General features: G+C 59.1%; 19 protein-coding genes. 12 read left to right on the top strand and 7 right to left on the bottom strand.

What is annotated here, in order from left to right; translation table 11 throughout:
- Nucleotides 1–67 precede the first annotated feature (67 nt).
- On the top strand, nt 68–1,852 hold the full coding sequence (locus AB4N43_RS07235) for an ABC transporter transmembrane domain-containing protein (RefSeq protein WP_194939786.1): 1,785 nt from the start codon (nt 68–70) through the stop codon (nt 1,850–1,852).
- Nucleotides 1,853–1,921: 69 nt separating this feature from the next.
- On the opposite strand, the gene AB4N43_RS07230 is transcribed toward AB4N43_RS07235, so the two are convergent.
- The gene (locus AB4N43_RS07230; RefSeq protein ID WP_027921694.1) at nt 1,922–3,850 is read right to left on the bottom strand and encodes a transglycosylase SLT domain-containing protein; all 1,929 of its coding nucleotides are present in this window, start codon (nt 3,848–3,850) and stop codon (nt 1,922–1,924) included.
- A gap of 214 nt (nt 3,851–4,064) precedes the next feature.
- On the opposite strand from AB4N43_RS07230, the gene AB4N43_RS07225 reads away from it, so the two are divergent.
- On the top strand, nt 4,065–5,984 hold the full coding sequence (locus tag AB4N43_RS07225) for an ATP-binding cassette domain-containing protein (protein ID WP_194939785.1): 1,920 nt from the start codon (nt 4,065–4,067) through the stop codon (nt 5,982–5,984).
- Nucleotides 5,985–6,085: 101 nt separating this feature from the next.
- On the opposite strand, the gene AB4N43_RS07220 is transcribed toward AB4N43_RS07225, so the two are convergent.
- The gene (locus tag AB4N43_RS07220) at nt 6,086–6,523 is read right to left on the bottom strand and encodes a universal stress protein (RefSeq protein ID WP_027921692.1); all 438 of its coding nucleotides are present in this window, start codon (nt 6,521–6,523) and stop codon (nt 6,086–6,088) included.
- Between the two features lie 104 nt (nt 6,524–6,627).
- Here AB4N43_RS07220 and AB4N43_RS07215 point away from each other — a divergent pair, with 104 nt between their 5' ends.
- The 7 genes from AB4N43_RS07215 to AB4N43_RS07185 all read left to right on the top strand — a co-directional run bounded on the left by AB4N43_RS07215 (nt 6,628) and on the right by AB4N43_RS07185 (nt 15,090).
- Nucleotides 6,628–7,065: a hypothetical protein gene (locus AB4N43_RS07215; RefSeq protein WP_027921691.1), complete on the top strand. Its 438-nt coding sequence runs from the start codon at nt 6,628–6,630 to the stop codon at nt 7,063–7,065.
- 539 nt (nt 7,066–7,604) lie between these two features.
- Complete coding sequence (gene fadB / locus AB4N43_RS07210; RefSeq protein WP_027921690.1) at nt 7,605–9,752, top strand: fatty acid oxidation complex subunit alpha FadB; 2,148 nt, start codon at nt 7,605–7,607, stop codon at nt 9,750–9,752.
- A 32-nt stretch (nt 9,753–9,784) separates the two neighbouring features.
- Nucleotides 9,785–10,960 (top strand): acetyl-CoA C-acyltransferase FadA, encoded by a 1,176-nt coding sequence (fadA, locus tag AB4N43_RS07205; protein ID WP_008007076.1) that lies wholly within the window; start codon nt 9,785–9,787, stop codon nt 10,958–10,960.
- A 99-nt stretch (nt 10,961–11,059) separates the two neighbouring features.
- On the top strand, nt 11,060–11,290 hold the full coding sequence (locus tag AB4N43_RS07200; protein WP_027921689.1) for a DUF1653 domain-containing protein: 231 nt from the start codon (nt 11,060–11,062) through the stop codon (nt 11,288–11,290).
- 120 nt (nt 11,291–11,410) lie between these two features.
- The gene (topA, locus tag AB4N43_RS07195; RefSeq protein WP_027921688.1) at nt 11,411–14,038 is read left to right on the top strand and encodes a type I DNA topoisomerase; all 2,628 of its coding nucleotides are present in this window, start codon (nt 11,411–11,413) and stop codon (nt 14,036–14,038) included.
- A gap of 141 nt (nt 14,039–14,179) precedes the next feature.
- Nucleotides 14,180–14,704 (top strand): DUF6586 family protein, encoded by a 525-nt coding sequence (locus AB4N43_RS07190; protein WP_027921687.1) that lies wholly within the window; start codon nt 14,180–14,182, stop codon nt 14,702–14,704.
- Between the two features lie 152 nt (nt 14,705–14,856).
- Nucleotides 14,857–15,090 (top strand): hypothetical protein, encoded by a 234-nt coding sequence (locus AB4N43_RS07185; RefSeq protein ID WP_027921686.1) that lies wholly within the window; start codon nt 14,857–14,859, stop codon nt 15,088–15,090.
- A gap of 93 nt (nt 15,091–15,183) precedes the next feature.
- Here AB4N43_RS07185 and sulA read toward each other — a convergent pair whose 3' ends face one another.
- Both sulA and lexA read right to left on the bottom strand, forming a co-directional pair.
- Nucleotides 15,184–15,657: an SOS-induced cell division inhibitor SulA gene (gene sulA / locus AB4N43_RS07180; protein WP_027921685.1), complete on the bottom strand. Its 474-nt coding sequence runs from the start codon at nt 15,655–15,657 to the stop codon at nt 15,184–15,186.
- A 10-nt stretch (nt 15,658–15,667) separates the two neighbouring features.
- On the bottom strand, nt 15,668–16,276 hold the full coding sequence (gene lexA, locus AB4N43_RS07175; protein WP_007944149.1) for a transcriptional repressor LexA: 609 nt from the start codon (nt 16,274–16,276) through the stop codon (nt 15,668–15,670).
- Nucleotides 16,277–16,505: 229 nt separating this feature from the next.
- Between lexA and AB4N43_RS07170 the strand changes: the two genes are divergently transcribed.
- From AB4N43_RS07170 to AB4N43_RS07160, 3 genes are all read left to right on the top strand, one after another.
- A complete protein-coding gene (locus AB4N43_RS07170; protein WP_059181302.1) occupies nt 16,506–17,213 on the top strand; it encodes a TetR/AcrR family transcriptional regulator in 708 nt (235 codons plus the stop codon).
- A 170-nt stretch (nt 17,214–17,383) separates the two neighbouring features.
- Nucleotides 17,384–18,382: a beta-N-acetylhexosaminidase gene (nagZ, locus tag AB4N43_RS07165; RefSeq protein WP_172825946.1), complete on the top strand. Its 999-nt coding sequence runs from the start codon at nt 17,384–17,386 to the stop codon at nt 18,380–18,382.
- 12 nt (nt 18,383–18,394) lie between these two features.
- A complete protein-coding gene (locus tag AB4N43_RS07160) occupies nt 18,395–19,132 on the top strand; it encodes an S-methyl-5'-thioinosine phosphorylase (RefSeq protein ID WP_027921682.1) in 738 nt (245 codons plus the stop codon).
- A 116-nt stretch (nt 19,133–19,248) separates the two neighbouring features.
- On the opposite strand, the gene AB4N43_RS07155 is transcribed toward AB4N43_RS07160, so the two are convergent.
- From AB4N43_RS07155 to mfd, 3 genes are read right to left on the bottom strand one after another with little or no spacing between them, the layout of a single operon-like run.
- The gene (locus tag AB4N43_RS07155) at nt 19,249–21,942 is read right to left on the bottom strand and encodes a DEAD/DEAH box helicase (RefSeq protein ID WP_027921681.1); all 2,694 of its coding nucleotides are present in this window, start codon (nt 21,940–21,942) and stop codon (nt 19,249–19,251) included.
- Nucleotides 21,943–21,953: 11 nt separating this feature from the next.
- Nucleotides 21,954–22,520: a CsiV family protein gene (locus AB4N43_RS07150; protein WP_059181301.1), complete on the bottom strand. Its 567-nt coding sequence runs from the start codon at nt 22,518–22,520 to the stop codon at nt 21,954–21,956.
- Nucleotides 22,521–22,530: 10 nt separating this feature from the next.
- Complete coding sequence (gene mfd / locus AB4N43_RS07145; protein WP_027921679.1) at nt 22,531–25,980, bottom strand: transcription-repair coupling factor; 3,450 nt, start codon at nt 25,978–25,980, stop codon at nt 22,531–22,533.
- Nucleotides 25,981–26,296 lie beyond the last annotated feature (316 nt).

The following is a 26,296-nucleotide window of genomic DNA, read 5'->3' as shown; positions in this document are numbered from 1 at the left end:
TGATTTACAGCGTTCACCCGCTGACCGTGTAGGCTGGCGATATCAATGGCGTACTGGATAACCCTCGATGCTCTCTGCTCGTCACCGCCGCGCGATCCGCCTGACCCTTCGCTTTCTTGCACCGTATCGCTGGCAAGCCTTTGGCGCCTTGCTCGCGTTGATTGTCACCGCCGGCATTACCTTGTCGATGGGGCAGGGCATCCGCCTGCTGGTGGATCAGGGGTTCATGACCCAGTCACCGCACCTGCTCAATCAATCCATCGGCCTGTTCATGGTGCTGGTGGTGGGGCTGGCGATCGGCACCTTCGCGCGTTTTTACCTGGTGTCGTGGATCGGCGAGCGGGTGGTCGCAGACATCCGCCGGCAGGTCTTCAACCACCTGGTTTATCTGCATCCGGGGTTCTACGAAAACAATCGCAGTTCCGAAATCCAGTCGCGGCTGACCGCCGACACCACGTTGCTGCAATCGGTGATCGGCTCGTCGTTGTCGCTGTTCCTGCGCAATCTGCTGATGGTCATCGGCGGAATCGTGCTGCTGTTTATCACTAACCCCAAGCTCACCAGCATCGTGGTGATTGCGTTGCCGCTGGTGATTGCCCCGATCCTGATTTTCGGCCGTCGGGTGCGCAATCTGTCGCGCCTGAGCCAGGACCGGATTGCCGATATCGGCAGCTATGTCTCCGAAACCCTCGGCCAGATCAAAACCGTGCAGGCGTACAACCATCAGGTCCAGGACGAGCAGCGCTTTGCCCTGACCGTGGAACAGGCGTTCGACACCGCGCGTAAACGCATCTTCCAGCGCGCCTGGTTGATCACGCTGGTGATCGTGCTGGTGCTGGGTGCTGTCGGCGTCATGCTGTGGGTTGGTGGCATGGACGTGATCGCCGGGAGGATCTCGGCCGGTGAACTGGCGGCGTTTGTTTTCTACAGCCTGATCGTCGGCAGTGCCTTTGGCACCTTGAGCGAAGTAATCGGTGAGTTGCAGCGCGCGGCGGGGGCGGCCGAGCGGATTGCCGAATTGCTGCGTTCGGAAAATATCATCCAGCCACCGACCACCGGCCTGGTAACCTTGCCGGAGCGGGTGAAGGGCGATCTGGTTCTACAGGATGTGCGTTTTTCCTACCCGTCGCGGCCCGAAAGTTATGCCGTCGATGGCTTGAGTCTGACCATAAACGCGGGCGAAACCCTCGCGCTGGTGGGGCCGTCCGGGGCCGGAAAATCCACGGTGTATGACTTGCTGCTGCGCTTTTACGATCCGGCCGCCGGGCAGATCCTGCTCGATGGCGTGCCGTTGACCCAGCTCGATCCGCTCGACCTGCGCCGTTGCTTCGCGCTGGTTTCGCAAAATCCTGCGCTGTTCTTCGGCAGCATCGAAGAGAACATCCGCTACGGTAATCCGGGGGCAACCCTGGCTCAGGTTCAGGAAGCGGCAAAAATCGCCTACGCCCACGACTTCATTGAGCAAATGCCCCACGGTTACCAGACGCATCTTGGCGACGGCGGCCTCGGGCTGTCTGGCGGCCAGCGCCAACGCCTGGCCATTGCTCGCGCATTGCTGGTGGACGCGCCGATCCTGTTGCTCGACGAAGCCACCAGCGCCCTCGATGCCCAGAGCGAACACCTGATCCAGCAAGCCCTGCCCAGCCTGATGAAAAACCGCACCACGCTGGTGATCGCTCACCGTTTGGCCACGGTGAAAAATGCTGACCGGATCGCGGTCATGGACCAAGGGAAACTGGTGGCGGTGGGGACGCATCAGGCGTTGATTGCGAGCAATGCGCTGTATGCGCGATTGGCGGCGTTGCAGTTTAGTGATGGGCACAACACGGTGATCGACCCGGTTACCGACTAAGTCGAGCACCCCAAAAAAAGCCCGCATCAATCGATGCGGGCTTTTTTTTGTCAGTGGGTCAAAACGGGATCACTGATCATCAAAATACCGTTCATGCCAATCCACCAGCGGCTGTGGCGAGTTGAGCTTCTGCCCGTAGATCACCGAATACGACAGCACGTTCTGCACATACTGACGGGTTTCGTCGAACGGGATGCTTTCCACCCAGACGTCGAAGCTCAGGTGGTCTGCGCCGCGCAGCCACTGGCGCACGCGGCCGGGACCGGCGTTGTAGGCGGCGGAGGCGAGGACGCGGTTGCCGTTGAACTGGGCATGGACCTGGCTCAGGTACGCGGCGCCGAGCTGGATGTTTTTGTCCGGGTCGATCACTTGCTGCGGCGAGGCCAGCGGAATGCTGAACTTGCGTGCGGTTTCCTTGGCGGTGCCGGGCATCAGTTGCATCAGGCCGCTGGCGCCGACGCCTGAGCGGGCGTCGTCCATGAAAGCACTTTCCTGGCGCGTGATGGCGAACACCCAGCTGGAATGCAGGCCGCGTACTTTGGCTTCGCGGACCAGGGTTTCGCGGTGGGCCATCGGGAAGCGGATGTCCAGATCGTCCCAGTACTGCGCCTGACTGATGGTGCGGATCGCCGGGAAATACCATTTCAGGTCATAGGCCAGTTTCGCCTGGGCGACCATTTCGTCACGGTTGAAGTGACGACTGACGTAATACCACTCGCGGCGACCGTCGACGACCTGCCCGCGGGCGTGGAACTCCAGTGCTCGACGTATACCTGGCGTATTGCGCACCTTATTGATGGTGGCCTGGCTGAGTACCAGCGGTTTGTTGAGTAGCGAGTACGGTAGCTGCGAGCGGTCGGCGGCAAGGAAGCCATAGAAATCACGTTCGCGGGCAAGGCTCTTGTACAGCGTCTGCGCTTCCGGGTTCTGTGGCTGCGCCAGCTCAAGGGCGCGGGCCTGCCAGTAGCGCCAGCGGTTCGTGGTCGCCAGGTCCTGTGGCAAGCGGCGAGACAACTGATAGGCGTCGTCCCAGCGAGCCAGGCGAAGCAGCAGGCGCAGGCGCCATTCGGACACGGTGTTGTCGCGCAGTTCCGGGTCGTACTTGGTCATGACATCAAGCGCACGAGGGTCATAGCGTCGCGCCAGCGTCAGGCCGATTTCCCGGGCGATCGCCACTTTTTCATCGCGAGAGAAGTGCATGCTGCTGGCATAACCGTCGAGCAAGTCCATGGCCTTGTCCGGGTCCTGCTTGGCCAGGCGGCGCAGGCCAAGGCTGACCACGTCGGACATCGGTTCGTCAGCCGGGGTGAAGCGCGAAGGCTGGTTGAGCAGCTCGGGCTTTTGCGCCACATCGATCAGCAGTCGTCCGCGAGGGGCGAGGGTGGTCAGGCCGTTAACCAGGCTGTTGGCCAGTGGATAATTGCGCGCCTGGGCGGCGAGCTTGGCGCGCTCCCAGCGTTTTTGCTCGGTCAGTTGACCTTCGGCAGCCCATTGCCCGAACAACGCGTCGCAGGCGGCGGGCTGGGATTTGCCGGTCAGCCACAGCTTATTGGCGTTGGCATAGCCTTCAGCCTTCTGGTTGTGGCCAATCTGATACTGCGCATTCAGGCAGTCCAGTTCGGTGAAATTGAGCTTGGGGTCGTAATACTTGACGAAGGTCGCCCAGTCGCCACGGTCGGCCAGCCAGCGCAACCAACGCAATTTCATCCAGTTGGCTTGCGGCAGGTCACCGTGGTCGGCGAGGAATTTCTCGATTTCGGCATTGCTGGCGGTTTTTAGACGGGCGGTCAACTCGTCATAGGCCAGGTACGGCTCCAGCGGGTAATCACTGAGGGCCTGGCTGTAGCGAAAGTAAGGACCGGTATCGCCTTTGGCCAGGGCGCGCTTGGCTTCATCGTAATATTGGCGCTGGGTGGACAGGTCCACTGCCTGCGCTGATTGAACGGCAGTAGCAGAAAGTAGCAAGCAAGATAAAAGACTGAAAAGGCGACTGCGCATGAGACGTCCGGGCAGAGAAATCATGAGACAAGTGCGGGATTACCTGCACTGAATAATCTGTAGCTTAGCCTTTTGCCAGCAACGGGCGAAAGCTTTGCAGGCCTGTCAGCCCAAGTTCGTAACATTTGTTATGCAGAGTGCTTCGAGAGTGAAATTGCCGGCCTTCTGAAGCCTCAAGTCAGGTAGAATGCGCCCCCGGTTTTTGGAGAAGCTCATGACCCTGCTCAAATTCAGCGATGTGTCCCTTGCTTTCGGCGCTATGCCGTTGTTGGACAAGGTGTCCTGGCAGATCGCCCGTGGTGAGCGGGTGTGCATCATCGGCCGCAACGGCACTGGCAAGTCCAGCATGATGAAGCTCGTCAAGGGCGACCAGAAGCCCGACGAGGGCTCCGTTTGGCGTGCACCTGGCCTCAAGATTGGCGAATTGCCGCAAGAATTGCCGGTGGCCGACGAGCGGACCGTGTTCGACGTGGTTGCCGAGGGCCTGGACGGTGTGGGCGAGCTGCTCGCGCAGTATCACCACCTGAGCCAGAACATCGTCACCGACGCCGACCTGGACAAACTGATGCACGTCCAGCATGACCTCGAAGCCCGCGATGGCTGGCGTTTGCAGCAACTGGTCGACAGTACGTTGAGCCGTCTGCAGTTGCCGGCCGACAAGACTCTCGCCGAATTGTCCGGCGGCTGGCGTCGTCGCGTCCTGCTGGCTCAGGCCCTGGTCTCCGAACCGGACCTGCTGCTGCTCGACGAACCGACCAACCACCTGGACATCGGTGCCATTGCCTGGCTCGAAGAAGCGCTGAAGGATTTCCAGGGCGCCGTGCTGTTCATCACGCACGACCGTTCATTCCTGCAAAACCTTGCGACGCGCATCCTCGAACTGGACCGCGGTGGCCTGATCGACTGGAACGGTGACTACGCCAGTTTCCTGGTGCACAAAGAAGCTTCGCTGGCCGCTGAAGAAACCGCCAACGCGCTGTTTGACAAGAAGCTGGCCCAGGAAGAAGTCTGGATCCGCCAGGGCATCAAGGCCCGTCGCACCCGTAATGAAGGCCGCGTCCGCGCATTGAAGGCTTTGCGCGTCGAGCGCAGCGAGCGCCGTGAGCGCACCGGCAAGGCCAACATTCAGCTGGACACCGCTGACAAGTCCGGCAAGCAGGTGATGGTCCTCGAGAACGTGAGCTTTGCTCACCCGGGTGGCCCGTTCCTGATCAAGGATTTCTCGATGGTCCTGACGCGCGGCGACCGTATCGGTCTGCTCGGCGCCAACGGTACCGGCAAGACCACACTGCTGAAGCTGATGCTCAGTGGTCTGCAACCAACCAGCGGCACAGTGGAAGAGGGGACGCGCATCGACGTGGCCTATTTCGACCAGTTGCGCCATCAGCTGGACCTGGAAAAGACTGTGATCGACAACGTGGCCGAAGGTCGCGACTTCATCGATATCGATGGTCAGAGCCGTCACGTGCTGAGCTACCTCGGTGACTTCCTGTTCAGCCCGCAGCGTGCCCGCACGCCGGTCAAGGCGCTGTCCGGTGGTGAGCGTGCCCGTCTGTTGCTGGCCAAGCTGTTCAGCAAGCCGGCGAACCTGCTGGTCCTCGACGAACCGACCAACGACCTCGATGTTGAAACCCTCGAACTGCTGGAAGAGGTCTTGCTGACCTTCAACGGCACCGTGCTGATGGTCAGTCACGACCGGGCATTCCTCGACAACGTGGTCACCAGCACCCTGGTCTTCGAAGGTGAAGGCAAGGTTCGCGAGTACGTCGGTGGTTATCAGGACTGGCTGCGTCAGGGCGGTTCGCCGCGCCTGCTGGGCGTGACCGAGAGCAAATCCGGCAAGGCCGACCTGACCTCCGCGGTTGTAACGGCGCAGGCAGCACCTGTCGTTGCAGCTGCTGAAGCGCCGGTGGCTAAGAAGAAGCTTAGCTACAAGCATCAGCGTGAGCTGGAAATGCTGCCGGCTCAGATCGAAGCCATGGAACAGCAGATTACGGCGGTTGAAGCGCAAATGGCCGATGCCGGTTTCTATCAGCGTCCTGCTGCCGAGACGGCCGCGGTGATTGCGCAGCTGGAGCAGTTGCAGGCCGAGCTGGACGTGATGGTCGAGCGCTGGGCCGAGCTGGATGCCTGATTGATCCCGTAACAAAAAAAGCCCGGCGTTCAGTGATGAGCGTCGGGCTTTTCATATGTAACGCGAGCTACAGGCTGATGCAGATCAAATGTGGGAGCGTTTCAGCGTTTGATCAGATGTACCGCCAGTACGTCGCAAGGTGCACCGTGCAGCACATCATTGGCGGTCGACCCGAGCAGCAGCGCCAGGCCATGGCGGCCATGGCTGCCGACCACGATCAGGTCGCAGTGGTTTTCCTTGGCGAAATGATGGATTTCCTGGCGTGGCTGGCCATAGGTCAGGTGGCAGTTGGCACCTTCAAGCTCTGCGTATTTGGCTTTCAGGCGCTCTAGGCGCTCCTTGGCCTGATCGAACTGCTGTTGTTGCAGTTGTGACAGGTCCATCGGCACGTCGCCACCAAAGGCCATGGCCATTGGCTCGACAATGTGCACCAGGGACAATTTCGCCCCGTTGCTCACCGCCAGCTCGCGAGCGCGGTGGATTACAGGGTCGCACTCTTCGGTTAGATCTACAGCGACCAGAATATGGTTGTAGGGCATGAGGTGCTCCTCCTGAGGATTGCAATATTGGTAAGTATGGCTGGTTTCAAGCGCAATGGTTCCAGAGTGACCCAAAGCGCCCATCAAGAATCGGGAGTACAGATATGACGGTCTGGATAGTGGTGTCAATCCTGCTGGTGGTGCTGAGTCCGCTGGCATGGTTGCGACCGTCACGTGGTCAGAGCGGGCGCATGGCCCTGCGCATGGAGGCACGACGCATGGGCCTGGCCATGCAGCTGGCGCCTCAGGAATGGCCGCACTGGCTGAGCCAGGAGCCGCCGAGCCCGTGTGCGCAGTACCATCGGCCACGCCGTGGCAATCAGCCTGCATGCTGGAGCTACTGGCAAAAATCACCAGGCGTATGGGTGAATCAGTGGCAGGAGGTTTGCGAGGATCGAGCGTTGCTCAATCATTTTGAAAAATTGCCAGCCAACGTCTACAAGATCGAGGCGGACAAGCAAATGGTTACCTTGTATTGGGGCGAGAAGGGCGAGGCGACTGTTTTGCAGGACATTGACGCGGTGCTGAAAGCGCTGGCGTAAAGTAAGGATATTTCGCGCTGCAATGGCGCGACGGGTCTGACAGACAGGCAATAAAAAGCCCGACATCATCATCGGGCTGGGGTTGGCCAGGCAGGCCGGTAATTCGCTGTAGGGCTGATCTTACGCCGGACATTCACCCAGCGCGTTCATCTTTTTTCTTCAGGTTCATGCCAGCGTAGCTTGTTAAACGCGGGCTGCAGCGAATTAGGGCGACTTTTCTAACTATTGATTCTATGAATGAGTTCACATGCATCTGCGTGTTGAAGATCTTCGCAGTACGGAAGTGACCGCAAAGTCGCGTTTCAACCCGTATTTTGGGCGATTGACAATTGTCGGAAATTCCGTGAAGGTGGCGTACCCAAATCAAACGGGCGTATGAATTGAGCGTTTGTATTTCAGATCGCTCCTACAGAATCCCGACTATCGCGTTGGAGGGTGTGCCGGGTGGATTGGCGTAGCATTGACGTTTAACGTCCTGCCGAGCCATTCGCCTGCGTCCGACGTGTACTGTTCAGCTTCCATATCGTGGAGATCAGTTGATGATTTACGAAGGTAAAGCCATCACGGTTAAGGCTCTTGAAAGTGGCATCGTCGAATTGAAATTCGACCTCAAGGGTGAGTCCGTCAACAAGTTCAACCGTCTAACCCTGAACGAACTGCGTCAGGCTGTGGACACCATCAAGGCAGATGCTTCGATCAAGGGCGTGATCGTCAGCAGTGGCAAGGACGTGTTCATCGTCGGCGCCGACATCACCGAATTTGTCGAAAATTTCAAGCTGCCTGATGCCGAGCTGGTTGCTGGCAATCTGGAAGCCAACAAGATTTTCAGCGATTTCGAAGACCTCAACGTCCCGACTGTCGCCGCGATCAACGGTATCGCCCTGGGTGGCGGTCTGGAGATGTGCCTGGCGGCGGACTACCGCGTCATGTCCACCAAGGCCAAGATCGGTCTGCCGGAAGTCAAGCTGGGCATCTACCCGGGCTTCGGCGGCACTGTGCGTCTGCCGCGCCTGATCGGTGCCGACAACGCCATCGAGTGGATTGCTGCAGGCAAAGAAAACCGTCCTGAAGACGCGCTGAAAGTCGGCGCAGTGGACGCAGTGGTTGCCCCTGAGAAACTGCAGGAAGCGGCCCTGGAACTGATCAAGCGCGCCATCTCCGGCGAGTTTGACTACAAGGCCAAGCGTCAACCGAAGCTGGAAAAGCTGAAGCTGAACGCAATCGAACAAATGATGGCTTTCGAAACCGCCAAAGGTTTCGTAGCCGGTCAGGCTGGCCCGAACTACCCGGCACCGGTTGAAGCGATCAAGACCATCCAGAAAGCCGCGAACTTCGGTCGCGACAAAGCGCTGGAAGTTGAAGCCGCCGGTTTCGTCAAACTGGCCAAGACCTCTGCCGCGCAGAGCTTGATCGGTCTGTTCCTGAACGATCAGGAACTGAAGAAAAAGGCCAAGGCCTACGACGAAATCGCCAAAGACGTGAAGCAGGCTGCCGTATTGGGCGCCGGCATCATGGGTGGCGGTATCGCTTATCAGTCGGCCTCCAAAGGGACGCCGATCCTGATGAAGGACATCAACGAGCACGGCATCGAGCAAGGCCTGGCTGAAGCCGCCAAGCTGCTGGTCGGCCGCGTTGATAAAGGTCGCATGACCGCCGCAAAAATGGCTGAAGTGCTCAACGGCATTCGTCCGACCCTGTCCTACGGTGATTTCGGTCACGTGGACCTGGTGGTTGAAGCGGTCGTCGAAAATCCTAAGGTCAAGCAAGCCGTGCTGGCTGAAGTCGAAGACAAGGTCAAAGAGGACACCATCCTCGCGTCTAACACCTCGACCATTTCCATCACCTTGCTGGCAAAAGCTCTCAAGCGTCCGGAAAACTTCGTCGGCATGCACTTCTTCAACCCTGTGCACATGATGCCGCTGGTTGAAGTGATCCGTGGCGAGAAGTCCAGCGAGCTGGCTGTTGCCACCACCGTTGCCTACGCCAAGAAAATGGGCAAGAACCCGATCGTCGTCAACGACTGCCCGGGCTTCCTGGTCAACCGTGTACTGTTCCCGTACTTCGGCGGTTTCGCCAAACTGGTCAGCGCCGGTGTGGACTTCGTCCGTATTGACAAGGTCATGGAAAAATTCGGCTGGCCAATGGGCCCGGCGTACCTGATGGACGTGGTCGGCATCGACACCGGTCACCACGGTCGTGACGTAATGGCTGAGGGCTTCCCGGACCGCATGAAAGACGACCGCCGTACCGCGATCGACGTGCTCTACGAAGCCAAACGCCTGGGCCAGAAGAACGGCAAGGGCTTCTACGCCTACGAGACTGACAAGCGCGGCAAGCAGAAGAAAGTCGCCGACCCATCGGTGCTGGAAGTGCTCAAGCCGATCGTTTACGAGCAGCGCGAAGTCACTGACGAAGACATCATCAACTGGATGATGATCCCGCTGTGCCTGGAAACCGTGCGTTGCCTGGAAGACGGCATCGTCGAAACCGCTGCCGAAGCCGACATGGGTCTGGTCTACGGTATTGGTTTCCCTCCATTCCGTGGCGGTGCGCTGCGCTACATCGATTCGATCGGTGTTGCCGAGTTCGTTGCCCTGGCTGACCAGTACGCTGATTTGGGCGCGCTGTACCACCCGACCGCAAAACTGCGTGAAATGGCCAAAACCGGCCAACGGTTCTTCGGTTAAGCGTCCCAACACTTGAGCGAGAGTGAAATTTTATGAGCTTGAATCCAAGAGACGTCGTGATTGTCGACTTCGGTCGTACTCCGATGGGCCGCTCCAAGGGCGGCATGCACCGCAACACCCGCGCCGAAGACATGTCGGCGCACCTGATCAGCAAATTGCTGGAACGCAACGTCAAGGTTGACCCGAGCGAAGTCGAAGACGTGATCTGGGGCTGCGTAAACCAGACCCTGGAACAGGGCTGGAACATCGCGCGCATGGCGTCCCTGATGACTCAGATCCCGCACACTGCTGCCGGTCAGACCGTCAGCCGCCTGTGTGGCTCGTCGATGAGCGCGCTGCACACTGCTGCGCAAGCGATCATGACCGGCAACGGTGACGTGTTTGTCGTCGGCGGCGTCGAGCATATGGGCCACGTGAGCATGATGCACGGTGTCGATCCGAACCCGCACATGTCTCTGTACGCGGCGAAAGCCTCGGGCATGATGGGCCTGACCGCTGAAATGCTGGGCAAAATGCACGGCATCACTCGCGAACAACAGGACGCTTTCGGCGTGCGCTCCCACCAGCTCGCCCACAAGGCGACCCTGGAAGGCAAGTTCAAAGACGAAATCATCCCGATGCAGGGCTACGACGAGAACGGTTTCCTGAAACTGTTCGATTACGACGAAACCATTCGTCCGGAAACCACCCTGGAAAGCCTGGCGGCTCTGAAGCCAGCGTTCAATCCGAAGGGCGGCACCGTGACTGCAGGTACTTCGTCGCAAATCACCGACGGTGCCTCGTGCATGATCGTGATGTCGGCGCAGCGTGCTCAGGACCTGGGCATCCAGCCTATGGCCGTGATTCGTTCGATGGCAGTGGCAGGTGTGGATCCGGCAATCATGGGCTATGGTCCAGTACCGGCTACACAAAAAGCACTGAAGCGCGCGGGACTTGGCATTAACGATATCGACTTCTTCGAGCTCAACGAAGCTTTCGCCGCACAGGCCCTGCCAGTGCTGAAAGATCTGAAAGTGCTCGACAAGATGAACGAGAAGGTTAACCTGCACGGCGGCGCAATCGCCCTGGGTCACCCGTTCGGTTGCTCCGGTGCACGTATCTCCGGCACGCTGTTGAACGTGATGAAGCAAAATGGCGGCACCTTCGGGGTGGCTACCATGTGCATTGGTCTCGGCCAAGGCATCTCCACCGTCTTCGAACGCGTTTAAGCGATCCGTTGACGGAAGCCGGGGCCAAGTGCCCCGGTTTTTGTTTTTCTGAAATTATTTTTGTTTTTATTTTGAAAAGATTTGAGTGAGGGCCAAACCATGCCGATACAACCTGGGCTCTACCAACATTACAAAGGTCCGCAGTACCGCGTATTCAGTGTCGCGCGGCATTCGGAAACCGAAGAAGAAGTGGTCTTCTACCAAGCCCTGTATGGCGATTACGGCTTTTGGGTGCGTCCCTTGAGCATGTTCCTGGAGTCGGTCGAAGTTGACGGCGAACAGGTGCCACGCTTTGCTTTGGTGCAAGCCGAACCGAGCCTTTTTTCGTAGCCATAAGTTGAGTGCGCGCAAAACCCTGCGCTTGACCTCACCTTGTAGCCACTATATATAGCGGTGCCGCGTCAGGCGCCAACCGCCTTTCACTTCTAGAATTCAGGAATTTTCTGATCCATGGGCAAATCGCTGGTCATTGTGGAATCCCCGGCTAAGGCCAAGACCATCAACAAGTATCTGGGTAACCAATACGTGGTGAAGTCGAGTATCGGCCATATCCGAGACCTGCCCACCAGCGGTTCGGCTAGCGCCAGCAAAGAGCCAGCCGCCAAGCGCGGCAAGGCTGCCGCGGGTGAAGGTCCGGTGCTCACGCCGAAAGAGAAAGCGCGCAAGCAGCTGGTCTCGCGCATGGGTGTCGATCCCGATCATGGCTGGAAAGCCAAGTACGAGATCCTCCCGGGCAAGGAAAAAGTCATCGAAGAGCTGCGCCGGCTCGCCAAAGATGCTGACACCATCTATCTCGCAACCGACTTGGACCGCGAGGGGGAAGCCATTGCCTGGCACCTGCGCGAAGCCATCGGTGGTGACGACAGCCGCTACAAGCGCGTGGTGTTCAACGAAATCACCAAGAAGGCGATTCAGGAAGCCTTCTCCAAGCCGGGCGAGCTGGACATTGACCGTGTAAATGCCCAGCAGGCGCGTCGTTTCCTCGACCGCGTGGTGGGTTACATGGTTTCGCCTCTGCTGTGGGCCAAGATCGCCCGTGGCCTGTCCGCCGGTCGCGTGCAGTCGGTTGCGGTAAAACTGGTGGTTGAGCGCGAACGCGAAATCCGCGCGTTCAATCCGGAAGAATACTGGGAGGTCCACGCTGACCTCGGCACCGCCAAAGGCGCAACTGTGCGCTTTGACGTGGCGCGCGAGAAAGGCGAGGCCTTCAAGCCGCTTAACGAAGCCCAGGCCATGGCTGCACTGGAAAAGCTCAAAGCTTCCAGCTACAGCATCGCCAAGCGCGAAGACAAACCGACCAGCAGCAAGCCGTCGGCTCCGTTCATCACGTCCACCCTGCAACAGGCAGCGAGCAACCGCCTGGGCTTCGGCGTGAAGAAAACCATGATGATGGCCCAGCGTCTGTACGAAGCCGGCTACATCACTTACATGCGTACCGACTCCACCAACCTCTCGGCCGATGCCGTGACGATGGCGCGCACTTATATCGAAGGCGAATTCGGCAAGAAGTACCTGCCGGAAACCCCGAACGTCTACAGTAGCAAGGAAGGCGCACAAGAGGCTCACGAAGCGATTCGTCCCTCCGACGCCAACACCGAGCCAAGCAAGCTGTCGGGCATGGAGCGTGATGCAGAGCGGCTCTACGAGCTGATCTGGCGCCAGTTCCTCGCCTGCCAGATGCTGCCGGCGCAATACCTGTCGACCACCGTCACCGTGGGTGCCGGCGATTTCGAGCTGCGTGCCAAGGGCCGCATCCTCAAGTTCGACGGTTACACCCGTGTGATGCCGCAAATTGCCAAGCCGGGCGATGACGACGTGCTGCCAGACATGGCTCAGGGCGACGCGATGAAGCTGATCAAGCTTGATCCGACCCAGCACTTCACCAAGCCGCCTGCACGTTACTCGGAAGCAAGCCTGGTTAAAGAAATGGAAAAACGCGGCATCGGTCGTCCTTCGACCTACGCGGCGATCATTTCGACCATCCAGGACCGCGGCTACGTCGCGCTGCACAACCGTCGTTTCTATTCGGAAAAGATGGGTGACATCGTCACCGAGCGTCTGTCCGAGAGCTTCTCCAACCTCATGGACTACGGCTTCACCGCCGGCATGGAAGAGAACCTCGATGACGTGGCCCAGGGTGAACGTGACTGGAAAAACGTGCTGGACGAGTTCTACGGTGACTTCAAGAAAAAACTCGAAGTAGCCGAAAGCGCCGAAAACGGCATGCGTGCCAACCAGCCGGTCATGACCGACATTCCGTGCCTGACCTGCGGCCGTCCAATGCAGATTCGTACGGCGTCGACTGGCGTGTTCCTCGGCTGCTCGGGTTACAGCCTGCCGCCGAAAGAACGCTGCAAGGCCACCGTCAACCTAGTGCCGGGTGATGAAATTGCCGCGGACGACGAGGGTGAATCGGAATCCCTGGTGCTGCGTGGCAAGCATCGCTGCCCGATCTGCAGCACGGCGATGGACGCTTACCTGCTCGATGAGAAGCGCAAGCTGCACATCTGCGGTAACAACCCGGATTGCTCGGGTTACGAAATCGAAGAGGGCACCTATCGCATCAAAGGCTATGAAGGTCCGAGCCTGGAATGTGACAAGTGCGGCAGCGAGATGCAGCTCAAGACCGGCCGGTTCGGCAAGTTCTTCGGTTGCACCAACCCGACTTGCAAGAACACCCGCAAGCTGCTGAAGAGCGGTGACGCGGCGCCGCCGAAGATGGACCCGGTGAAGATGCCTGAGCTGAAATGCGAGAAGGTCAACGACACCTATATCCTGCGCGACGGGGCTTCCGGCCTGTTCCTGGCGGCCAGCCAATTCCCGAAAAACCGCGAGACTCGTGCTCCGCTGGTCATGGAAATTGTGCCGCACAAGGATGAGATCGATCCGAAGTACCACTTCCTCTGTGAAGCGCCGAAGAAAGATCCGGACGGTCTCCCTTCCGTGATCCGTTACAGCCGCAAGACCAAAGAGCAGTATGTGCAGACAGAAGTCGACGGTAAGCCGACTGGCTGGAAGGCGTACTACGACGGCGGCAAGTGGACGGTTGAAGACAAGCGTCCGGCAGCCAAGGCTTAAATAGAGCAGTACACAAAAGGCCGCATGACAACCCTCGGGTTTTCATGCGGCCTTTTTGTTTTGTGCTTGCGGTCGCCGCGGGTGATCCACGACACTGTCTGACCTGCGTGAAGCAATTATTTCGTTGTGGAGGCTGCCGTCATGGCCCACGAACTTTATACCCGTACCAATCAGAAGATTTATTTCGCCGGCCTGTCGCTGGAAGCGCTCGCCAAGGCAGAAGAGGGGCGGGCAATGAACTCGCTGGCGCTGATCCAGGCGGGGCGCGAATCGGCGTTGTTTCACCTGTACGGTGCCTTGCTTGGGCTGTGCCATGAAATCGCCGGGTTCTATCGCTTGCCACAGGCCAATGCGCCTCGGGCTGAGTTGTTGCTGACTCGCGAAGTCCTCGAAGCCATCGCGATTCCTGAAATGGCGGAGATGGTCGAGCTCGCGCAAAACCCTGAAACCTGGTTGGCCAAATTGCTGGCGGCCCATGCGGCGTTGTTTCAACCGCCGCGCGCGCCGCACAAGCCTAAAGGCGACGTGACTCAGCCGCTGATCCTGGCCGTTAATCTGGATGCAGAAGAGGCGCCTGAAGAATTGAGCCGGGAAGAGCTGGAAAGCTGGCGTCAGAACCTGAAAGGTCTGGCGATCCGGTTTCGCGAAGGATTGAACGAGTGCTGAAGGATTAAGCGTAAAGACGGATGCCCCGACAGGGTGTCCGCTCAGGGATGAGTGCAAAAAGATATTTCATTGCCATGACATCTGGTCAACTTGCTGAGCGAAGCCTGACCGATGCCTATATAATCCCCGCCTTTCGTGGAGAACAGACCTTTATGCCAACGTCCTTTCTAGAAATTGTCGAGTTACCAGACGGCCGTATCGAGCTGCGCAGGGCCGAGGACGAGGGTTCTCTGGTTACTTTGGATTTCTCCGAGGATGCCAAGGCGTTCCTGCAAGGCCAGTACGTGGAAGTCGCCAAGGCGATGTTGAGCGTCGGCGTTCAGATGGCGGGACGCCTGGTTGAAGGCGAATTTGAAAAGGATCAGGGAACTCGCGTCCTTCATTGATCCCGCCCGTCGGTTTTTACGGGTACCGCTACAGGTCGGCTTCTCTATCCTTGGAGAAGCCTTGCGCAGATCAAGGCGCGCATTGTTTCTCTGTTAACCCAATCGAATGTTCAAGCTCTGTGCGTCCCCGGTCCGGGCGGCGCTGATCAACTGTTGCCGTGATGTTGTGTTCAATGGGTTGAGCCAGCTGACCACTGTGTGGCTGCGGCCCAGGCGCAAGGCTTCGCAGGTCAACTGCTGAGCGCTTTGGGTGCCGCGAGGTTGCAGCAGCAGAATGCGTTCGCGATTGAGGCCGGCGTCCCGCAGCCAGGCCTGGGTCAGGCTCGCTGGTGGGGCAATCAGTGTCAGCCAGCGTGCGTCCTGGTCTTGGCTCAATTCCCTGAGAATCGGTGCCAGAAGGTTCAGGCAGTTTCCCGCTGCACCACGTAGCGACAGCTCACTGAAGACTTCGGGCTCGGCGCTCCAGGGCGACTCGACCACGTCTTTCAGGATCGGCGCCAGGGGTTGCGCCATGAATGCCTCGAACAGTGGCAGTTGGGCTTGCTGTGATGTGTGTGGGAACTGCATAAAGCCTCCTTTAGCGGCGAATCACGCCGACACTCAAGCCTTCAATCACCAGTTCCTGATCTTTCAGGTTCACTTCGATAGGGGCAAATTCAGGGTTTTCGGCAATCAACCAGACCTTGCTGCCATCACGCTTGAAGCGCTTGACCGTCACTTCATCGCCGATACGTGCGACCACGATCTGACCGTTACGGGCTTCACGCGTGGTGTGTACGGCCAGCAGGTCGCCGTCGAAAATACCGACATCCTTCATGCTCATGCCATGAACGCGCAGTAAATAGTCGGCGCGCGGATGGAAGAAAGCAGGGTTGATGTTGCAGGACTCTTCGATGTGCTGCTGGGCCAGAATGGGAGCGCCGGCAGCCACTCGACCAATGATCGGCAGGGTGGATTCATCAGCCTTGGCTTCGAAACCTGGAATACGAATGCCACGGGAAGCGCCCGGGGTCATCTCGATGGCGCCTTTGCGGGCCAGTGCCTTAAGGTGTTCTTCCGCTGCGTTGGGTGATTTGAAGCCCAGTTCCTGAGCGATTTCCGCGCGAGTCGGCGGGTAGCCGTTGTCTTCGAGGCAGCGTTTGATGAAGGCCAGAATCTCTGCTTGGCGTGGCGTCAGCTTTAGCATTTTGGTCGCTCTGTCTTTTTATACAGTGACTGGGATTATATACAGTGGAAGCGTCTTGGCAATGCCCCTTTTTTTATCGACCGCCGGACGGTCGAGCGACCCGCTGATTGAAGCTTTGCCGTTGTATGGTTAAATAGCTGACCGACCATTCCCAAAACGAACGGCCAAGCTTGACAATACACAGGCTGAAACGTATGTTTCAAACAAGTGTTTGTCAGGCGGAGTAGCCATGGCCCAGTCGGAAACCGTTGAACGCATTCTTGATGCTGCCGAGCAGTTGTTCGCGGAAAAAGGTTTCGCTGAAACCTCATTGCGTCTGATCACCAGCAAGGCCGGTGTCAATCTGGCGGCGGTGAACTATCACTTCGGCTCCAAGAAGGCGCTGATCCAGGCGGTCTTTTCGCGCTTCCTCGGACCGTTCTGCCTGAGCCTTGATAAAGAGCTGGAGCGGCGTCAGGCCAAGCCTGAAAACAAGCCGACCCTCGAAGAGCTGCTGGAAATCCTCGTCGAGCAAGCCCTGGTGGTACAGCCACGCAGCGGCAACGATCTCTCTATCTTCATGCGTCTGTTGGGTCTGGCATTCAGTCAGAGCCAAGGCCACTTGCGCCGTTACCTGGAAGACATGTACGGCAAGGTGTTCCGCCGCTACATGATGCTGGTCAACGAAGCCGCGCCGCGCATTCCGCCGATCGAACTGTTCTGGCGCGTGCACTTCATGCTCGGCGCTGCGGCGTTCAGCATGTCGGGCATCAAGGCCTTGCGCGCGATTGCCGAGACCGATTTCGGCGTCAACACCTCCATTGAGCAAGTGATGCGCCTGATGGTGCCGTTCCTGGCCGCAGGCATGCGTGCGGAAACCGGCGTGACCGACACCGCCATGGCCACCGCTCAGCTGCGTCCACGTAGCAAATCAGTCCCGGCTGGCGCCAAGGTTTAACCGCACACGGGTGGGCGCGGCAGCTGACATCCGCTAAGCTAGCCGCCCATGCCGACTCTCGTTCTGAACCCGTTCCCCATTCGTATCGCCGACCTGCCGGGCATCGCCCATGGCGGCGAATACGTGCGGGCCGGGTTTCTCGTTATCAAGGAATCTCTATGACTGCTGGCCTGCAAGGCTCGTTGATGGTGGACGTCGCCGGTACCTGGCTGACGGCTGAAGATCGCCAATTGTTGCGCCAGCCCGAAGTGGGCGGCCTGATCATTTTCGCTCGTAACATCGAAACTCCGCGCCAGGTGCGCGAGTTGAGCGCCGCGATTCGTGCCATTCGTCCCGATCTGTTGCTGGCGGTGGATCAGGAGGGCGGCCGCGTTCAGCGTTTGCGCCAAGGTTTCGTGCGCCTGCCAGCCATGCGTGCCATCGCCGACAATCCGAACGCTGAATACTTGGCCGAGCAATGTGGCTGGATCATGGCCACCGAAGTGCTGGCCGTCGGCCTCGACCTGAGTTTTGCCCCGGTGCTGGATCTGGATTATCAACGCAGTGCTGTCGTCGGCACCCGTTCATTTGAAGGTGATCCCGAGCGCGCAGCACTTCTGGCCGGCGCATTCATCCGCGGCATGAACAGCGCCGGCATGGCGGCCACCGGCAAGCATTTTCCCGGTCATGGCTGGGCCGAAGCTGATTCCCACGTCGCCATTCCGAATGATGAGCGCAGCCTCGACGAGATTCGCGCCAATGACCTGGTGCCGTTCGCCAAACTGAGCAAGCAATTGGCCGCTGTCATGCCGGCTCACGTGATTTATCCACAAGTCGACTCCCAGCCTGCCGGCTTCTCCCGGCGCTGGTTGCAGGACATCCTGCGCGGCGAGTTGCAATTCGATGGCGTGATCTTCAGCGACGACCTGTCGATGGCCGGCGCCCATGTGGTGGGCGATGCCGCCAGCCGTATCGAAGCTGCGTTAACCGCTGGCTGCGACATGGGCTTGGTGTGCAACGACCGCGCCGCTGCGGAATTGGCGCTGAGCGCAGCCCAGCGCCTGAAGGTCAAGCCGTCGGAGCGAATTGCGCGGATGCGCGGCCAGTCCTACGCCAATACCGAATACCGGCAGAACCCGCGCTGGCTGGCGGCTGTCGGTGCGCTCAAAGACGCTCAACTGATTGAATAAGGACTTTACGTTATGACGGTTTACGCGATTATCGGTGGCACCGGCCTGACTCAACTCGAAGGCCTGAGCATTCGTCAGTCACTGGCGGTGGACACTCCTTATGGTCCGCCTTCGGCCGAGGTTCATATCGGCGAATACGCCGGTAAGGAAGTGCTGTTCCTCGCGCGTCATGGTCATCCGCACCGTTTGCCGCCGCATCAGGTGAACTACCGCGCCAACCTCTGGGCATTGAAGCAGGCCGGCGCCGAAGCGATTCTCGCGGTCAACGCCGTGGGCGGCATTCATGCGGCGATGGGCACCGGGCATTTTTGCGTGCCGCATCAGCTGATCGACTATACCAGTGGCCGTGAACACACCTATTTCGCCGATGATCTGGAGCACGTCACCCACATCGACTTCAGCTATCCCTACAGCGAACCGTTGCGTCAGCAGTTGATCGCGGCGCTGGCGGCTGAAAGCGTGGGTTACAGCAGTCATGGCGTGTATGCCTGCACCCAGGGCCCTCGGCTGGAAACCGTTGCTGAAATCGCGCGACTTGAGCGTGATGGCTGCGACATTGTCGGTATGACCGGCATGCCGGAAGCGGCACTCGCGCGTGAGCTGGAACTGGATTACGCGTGCCTGGCGTTGGTGGTGAATCCGGCAGCAGGTAAGTCGACGGCGGTGATTACCATGGCCGAGATCGAGCAGGCGTTGCATGACGGGATGGGGAAGGTGAAGTCGACGTTGGCGCGGGTGTTGAAGGGGTAAGACAGCCTTTACACCGAGTTGACTCCATCGCGGGCAAGCCGCGCTCCCACAGATTCAGTGATTTCCTGTGGGAGCGTGGCTTGCCCGCGATGGCTATGAAACCGGCAACGCAAATTTCAGCGCTTTTCGAGCTTATCCGGCAACGGCGCAAACAACGCTTCAATATCATCACTCTGCAACTTCCAGTCCCCGGTCTTGCGTCCATCCAGTACGCCAGCCGCCAGGTCGGATTTTTCTTTCTGCAGATGCTGAATCTTCTCTTCCACCGTGCCTCGGGCAATCATCTTGTAGACGAATACCGGTTTTTCCTGGCCGATACGATACGCCCGGTCAGTCGCCTGATTTTCCGTCGCCGGGTTCCACCACGGATCGTAGTGAATCACCGTATCCGCTTCGGTCAGGTTCAAGCCAACACCACCAGCCTTCAGGCTGATCAGAAAAATCTGACGCTTGCCGCTCTGAAAGTCCTTCACGGGTGCGCGTCGGTCGCGGGTTTGTCCTGTCAGCAGTGCATACTCGACGCCGCGTTTCTTCAGTTCGACTTCGATAAGCGCCAGCATCGACGTGAACTGCGAGAACAACAGAATCCGTCGACCTTCTTCAAACAATTCATCAAGCATTTCCATCAGGCTGTCGAGCTTGCCTGATGTGCTGCCACGCGTCGGCAGTACGGCATCGTTGACCAGGCGTAAATCACAGCACACCTGACGCAGTTTCAGCAGCGCCTCCAGAATGATGATCTGGCTGCGCGCCACCCCTTTGCGGGTGATCTCGTCGCGGACTTTCTTGTCCATCGCCAGGCGCATGGTTTCATACACATCGCGCTGGGCTTCGTTGAGTTCGACCCAGTGAATGATCTCGGTCTTCGGCGGCAATTCCGTCGCGACCTGTTCCTTGGTCCTACGCAAAAGGAACGGTTTGATCCGGCCATTGAGGTGCTGAAGCCTGACTTCACTGGCACGCTTTTCAATCGGCACCCGGTAATCGCGGTTGAAGCTTTTCACGTCGCCCAGCCAACCGGGCAGCAAGAAGTGGAACAGCGACCACAGCTCGCCGAGGTGGTTTTCCAGCGGTGTGCCGCTCAGGCACAAACGCTGGCGTGCGTTCAGCTCGCGGGCTGCCTGGGCCGCCTTGCTATTGGGGTTCTTGATGTACTGGGCTTCATCCAGCACCAGCACGTGCAACGGCTGCGCGGCCAGGCGTTCGACGTCCTTGGGCAGCAACGCATACGTGGTCAGGATCAGGTCGTAGTCAGCCAACTGGTCGAAATGCTTTTTGCGACTGGCACCGTACAGTGCCAGCACTTTGAGTTGCGGCGTGAAGTGCGCCGCTTCGTCGAGCCAGTTCGGGATCAGGCTGGTGGGCATCACCACCATGCAGGGCCGATCGAGGCGCCCAGCCGCTTTTTCAGTGAGAACATGCGCCAGGGTTTGTAGGGTTTTGCCCAGGCCCATGTCGTCCGCGAGAATCCCGCCGACTTCCAATTGCCGTAGCGACTGCATCCAGCTCAAACCTTCCAGCTGATAAGGACGCAACGTCGCGTTCAAACCTTCTGGTGCAGTGGCGGTGTAGTCCTTGATGTCGCGCAAGCGTTGGGCAAACGTTCGGATCTGTTCGCCGCCTTCCCAAAGCAGCGGCAAGTCTTCCAGCGGATTCAAACGCGTGGCGTCCGCCTTGCTCAAACGTAGGGTGGTTTCGCCGGGCTCCTGCAGATAGAACTCGCCGAGCGTCGCCAACACTGGTTTCAAGCGGCCGAAGGGCAGGGCAACTTGCAGCGGACCGTGTTCGGAGTTCGGCCGATTGGGGATGTTCACCAGAATCAGCTCGTCGTCGCGACGTCGTGCGAGGCGCTCCGGGTTGAGGATTTCAGTGTGCGAGCGCATCAGATTCAACAGGATCGGCAGCAAACTCAGGCGCTCACCGTTAACAATGATCCCCAACTCCAGATCAAACCAGTCGCGCTCCGGTGCTTGCTCGACGGTGGCGTACCAGTCGTCCACAGCGGTCAGGTCGAAACCGAAATCCTCATCGATCTGCAACTCCCAGCCCTGAGTGCGCAGCTTCGGCAACTCGTTGAGCGTGAACGTCAGCCAGGCGCTGTCGTTGACCATCTCGTAGAGCTCACCGGCACTTTCCGGCAAGGCCTTGCTTTGCCGGGTGGCGATTTTGAAGCCGAGGATTCGCAGTTGTTCCCTGTAGGTTTGTTCCACATCCGGGTGGCGTTTTATCCGCAGCGTCTGGGTTTCCTGGCGGATCAGGATGTCAGTGTTCTTCTGCCCGGCAACGTACTCATCCAGATAGCTGAACGACAGGGCGGCGCGATGCTGAATGTAACGCTGCATTTTGCCGTTGCGTGGTTCGAAAGCACTGAACTCGACACTCGCCAGCCACAGGCGAGGCACCGGTTGCACGTTATCCACAAGCACTTGCGGAGGCGCTTTCGGTCCGCGGTTTTCCAGCACGGCCTGAAGTTTTTCCAGCAGGTCGGCGTCTTGGGCAGCTGCGGGGTAGGCCAGTGTTTCCTGGACTTTAAGCAACACCGCCGCGCAATGTTTGCAGTTGCTGTGAACCGGGCAGGTGCAGGTGGCATCGACCATCAGCAAGGTGGCTTTGGCTGACTCGCGCAGGCGAATGGTCTGACGGTACACATTACCGCCAGAGCCTTCGCACGCCGCAGTGATCGTGGCGTCTCCGACCTCGACGATCCTGACACGATTCTCCAGCGCGTAGCGGCGGCCACGCTCCAGGCTCTGTTCTTTGAATCGGCTGACCCAGGAAGGTGCCAGGGGTTTACTCAGGGTCGAGGGCATAGGGACTTCAATCAGTCCGGTATTTCATCGGGGACTGGCCGAGGCGCAGGGGCGGTGAGCGAGGTGATCTTGATCAGCAGGCCGAGGTGGCCGTTGTCGAGGAAGTTCAGCAGGCCGTTCTTGGTGTGGCTTTCTTGCTTGAGGCGTTCGCTGGCGGTGACCATACCATTGCCGTCGATCTGGTTGACCCAGAAGTCGGCATCAACGTCAGTGAAGCGCCCCAGTTTCAGGTTCAACGTGCCCTCGATCGGGAACTGACCATACTGATCCTTGCCATCGCTGATCGCCACTTTGCTGGCTTGTTCCCCGAGGGTTTGTTGCCAGGCTTTGTGCAGCAACACGGTGTAGTCAGCACTGGCCCTGAGTTTTTGCACTTCGTTATTCAGGTTCGGCGTACGCAAACTGTCCTTGCTGATGGGTTGCGCCCCGGCAGCCCAGTCTTCTGGCGCGGCGCGGCTGATGATAGCGGGTACGGCGTTTTGCCGGACCAGGATCATTTCAATCTGATACAGATCATCGGCAAACGCCGTGGGTGCGACCAGCGTTATCAGCAGGGTCAGTGAACGAAACAGGCGCATGCGGCGTCCTTCAAGCAGTTTTCGGGATAAGGAGCTCAAGCAGCGCCTCTACAGTATTAAAGCGTTCTTCCGAGCGCTCCATCGGCACCATGAATTTAAACATCGTGGCACCTTCGAATTTGTAGCGTTTGGGCTGGCCCTGAATCAGTTTGATCAGCGTCAGCGGGTCGACCGGTGTCTGTGCCGCGAACTCGATTCGGCCACCTTGCGGGCCGCCGTCGACTTTCTTGATGCCCAGCAATTCGGCCTGCAACTTCAGCGCCGTGATGCGCATCAGGTTCTTGGTCGGCTCCGGCAACAGGCCGAATCGGTCGATCATCTCGACTTGCAGGTCCTTGAGGCCTTCTTCGTCAGTGGCCGAAGCGATGCGTTTGTAGAGAATCAACCGAGCGTGAACGTCCGGCAGATAGTCTTCCGGAATCAACGCCGGTACGCGCAGATTGACTTCCGGGCCGCCGCCCAGCGGCTGATCGAGGTTCGGCTGCTCGCCTTTGCGGATCGACTTCACCGCGCGTTCGAGCATTTCCATGTACAGCGTAAAGCCAACCGCCTGGATCTGCCCGCTCTGACCATCGCCCAACAGCTCGCCAGCGCCACGGATTTCCAGGTCGTTGGTGGCAAGCACGAAACCTGCGCCAAGGTCCTGGGTGTTGGCGATCGCTTCCAGGCGCTTTTCCGCATCCGGAGTGATCTGCTGGCGTGGTGGTGTCAGCAGGTAAGCGTAAGCCTGGTGGTGACTGCGCCCGACACGGCCACGCAACTGGTGCAACTGCGCCAGGCCGAACTTGTCGGCGCGCTCGATGATGATGGTGTTGGCGCTCGGCACATCGATGCCGGTTTCGATGATGGTCGAGGCAATCAGCACGTTGAAGCGCTTGTGGTAGAAGTCGCTCATCACTTGTTCGAGTTCGCGTTCGCGCATCTGCCCATGGCCGATGCCGATCCGTGCTTCCGGCACCAGTTCGGCGAGGTCGGCGGCGCATTTCTCGATGGTCTTCACGTCGTTGTGCAGGTAATAAACCTGGCCGCCACGCAGCAGCTCGCGAAGCAGGGCCTCTTTGACCGTGCTCTTGTTCTGCTCCATGACGAAGGTCCGCACCGACAGGCGACGGGCCGGCGGGGTGGCGATGATCGACAGGTCGCGCATGCCCGACACGGCCATGTTCAGCGTGCGCGGAATCGGCGTGGCGGTCAGGGTCAGGATGTCGACTTCGCTGCGCAGGGCCTTGAGCTGTTCTTTCTGACGCACACCAAAGCGGTGTTCTTCGTCGATGATCACCAAGCCGAGGTTCTTGATCTTCACGTCATCTTGCAGCAATTTGTGCGTGCCGATCACGATGTCGATCTTGCCTTCGGCCAAGTCCGCGACCGCGGCGTTTACTTCCTTGGTCGACTTGAAGCGGCTCATCACTTCCACGGTCACCGGCCAATCGGCGAAGCGGTCGCGGAAGCTGTTGTAATGCTGTTGGGCGAGCAGGGTGGTCGGCACCAGAATCGCCACCTGCCGGCCGCCGTGCACCGCGATAAAGGCGGCGCGCATGGCCACTTCGGTCTTGCCGAAACCTACGTCGCCGCAGACCAGGCGATCCATCGGCTTCGGCGCGAGCATGTCGGCACGTACCGCTTCGATGGTGGTTTGCTGGTCGGGGGTTTCTTCGAACGGGAAGCCTGCGCTGAAGGTTGCGTAGTCGGCTTTCGGGTCTTCGAACGCATAACCTTCGCGGGCGGCGCGACGGGCATAAATGTCGAGCAACTCGGCGGCGACATCGCGCACTTGTTCGGCGGCTTTGCGCTTGGCTTTTTGCCAGGTTTCGGAGCCGAGACGGTGCAGTGGGGCCAAGGCATCATCGCTGCCGGTGTAGCGAGCGATCAGGTGCAGGTTGGCCACCGGCACGTACAACTTGGCGCCTTCGGCATATTGCAGCGTGAGGAATTCGGCGGCCTGATCGTCGATCTCCAGCGTGGCCAGACCGAGGTAGCGACCGACGCCGTGATCGATGTGCACCACTGGCGCGCCTTCGCGCAGCTCAGTGAGGTTCTTGATGACCGCATCGTTGTTGGCGTCGGCGCGTTTTTCGCGACGACGGCGCTGCATCACGCGCTGACCGAACAACGGACTTTCGGCCACTAACGCCAGGGCCGGATTGTCGAGCACCAGGCCTTCGTCGAGCGGGGCGATGGTGATTGCCAAGCGCTCTTTGCTCGCGACGAAGTCCGGCCAGCTGTCGACGGTTTTCGGCCGCAGTTTCAGGCGCTCGAGCAATTCCAGCAACACTTCGCGACGGCCCGCAGACTCGGCTGTGAACAGCACGCGTCCGGGGAATTCGTCAAGGAAACCCGCCAGCGCCGCCAATGGCTGAGTGGCCTTGGCTTCGATGGCCAGGTTCGGCAGTTCCCGCGCCGGGAAACGCTCGCGGCCGACACCGGGTTCCACGTCCTGTTGGCTGGCTACCACGCGGGGCCAGTTCTTCAGGCGGGCAAAGCAATCTTCCACCGGCAGGAACAACTCGGCCGGCGGTAATAAAGGACGGGACGGGTCGACGCGGCGCTCTTCGTAACGGTTGCGCACGTCGTTCCAGAAATTTTCCGCCGCTTGCTCGATGCCGGGCAGGGAAAACACTTGCGTGTCCTGTGGCAGGTAATCGAACAGCGTGGAGGTGTCGTCGAAAAACAGCGGCAGGTAGTACTCGATACCGGCCGGTGTGATCCCGCTGCTCAGGTCTTGAAAGATCGGGCAGCGGCGGAAGTCGACATCGAAGCGCTCACGGAAGCGTGCCTTGAAGCGAGTGACCGCATCTTTTTGCAACGGGAATTCACGCGCAGGCAACAGGCGGACGGTGTCAACTTTATCGATGGAACGCTGGTTTTCCGGATCGAACGTGCGCAGCGTCTCGATTTCGTCATCGAACAGATCAATGCGAAACGGCAGTTTGCTGCCCATCGGAAACAGGTCGATCAGCGAACCGCGCACCGTGAACTCGCCGTGCTCGTACACCGTGTCGACGTAGCGATAGCCGCTGGCTTCAAGCCGGGTGCGCATTTGCTCGACGTCGAGTTTCTGGCCGACGTCCAGCACCAGGCTGCTGCCGAGCAGGAACTTGGTCGGCGCCAGGCGATGCAGGGCCGTGGTGATGGGCACCACCAGCACGCCATGGCTCAGCTCCGGCAGTCTATAAAGGGCGGAGATGCGCTGGGAAATAATGTCCTGGTGCGGCGAAAACAGATCGTAGGGCAGGGTTTCCCAGTCCGGGAAATGCAGCACGGGCAAATCCGGGGCGAAGAAACTCAGCTCCTGTTCCAGCCGCTCGGCACTTTGGCTGTCGGCGGTCAGCAGTAGGGTAAAGCGCTTGGCAGCGCTGGCAGCCTCGGCGATGGCCAGGCTGAGGGCGGCACCGGGCAGGTTGCCCCAGTGCTGTTTACCTGCCGCGGCAGGGAGAAGCGGTAGACGCAGAACGGGCACGGAAGGTTGAGCTCCAAGCGTTGCGACAAAGTCGGTAATTGTAGCGGCCCCGGGTGCCGCCTGTCAGTTGCAGACTGTGTCTATTACGCAGGTTTGGCGAAATGTAGTGGTAAAGACAAAATCCGTCGGTTTTTTACTGATATTTGCCGATTATGTAGTGGCAAAACCAACCAGTGTTACGGAGGGTTACGGACAAGGTAGCGTTGTCTCCAAAAAATTGACTGCGCTGGAAGCCCCGGTTTTATTGGGCTTCGGCGCAGCGTGATTTTTTTGAACAAGAAAATGTTACGGATCGCACGACAAGCGCGCATTGCTA

The organism is Pseudomonas sp. S2_B07, from assembly GCF_054668435.1.
Note: the sequence above shows the minus strand (reverse complement) of the source record. Positions and strands in the feature narration are given on the sequence as shown.